Source organism: Christiangramia aestuarii (assembly GCF_009735585.1).
Taxonomy (GTDB): Bacteria; Bacteroidota; Bacteroidia; order Flavobacteriales; family Flavobacteriaceae; genus Christiangramia; species Christiangramia aestuarii.
In genome coordinates this window covers 1-398 of the sequence record NZ_VJVW01000129.1, presented here as the reverse complement: position 1 = coordinate 398, position 398 = coordinate 1, and the positions used below count along the sequence as shown (strand labels likewise).

1 protein-coding gene is annotated in these 398 nt (G+C 66.3%); it reads left to right on the top strand.

The window, feature by feature from the left end:
• The coding region (locus FLP08_RS17220) for an HAD-IIIC family phosphatase (RefSeq protein WP_156278154.1) at positions 1-398 on the top strand (398 nt) is incomplete at both ends.

Below are 398 nucleotides of genomic sequence, written 5' to 3'. Positions count from 1 at the left end.
CGCTTTCAATCAGGCGCTGGCGGACCGTCTCGCGGGCACGCCCCACCTGTTGCTGGATGTCGCGGGCATTGCCGAGACGATCGGTCTTGCCAACTGGCATGATCCCGGGATGTGGCATCTGGCGCGCGTGTCCTGTGCCAACCGTGTGCTGCCGCTTTATGCGGATCACATCGGGCGCGTTCTGGCCGCGTGGAAGGGCAAGGCGCGGCGCTGTCTGATCCTTGATCTGGACAACACCGTCTGGTCCGGTGTGATCGGCGACGACGGGCTTGACGGTATCCGCCTTGCCGAGGGCGATGCGGTGGGCGAGGCGCACCGCGACGTGCAGGATCGTGCCTTGCAGCTGCGTGCGCGCGGTGTCGTCCTGGCGGTGTCATCCAAGAACGACGATGCCGTGG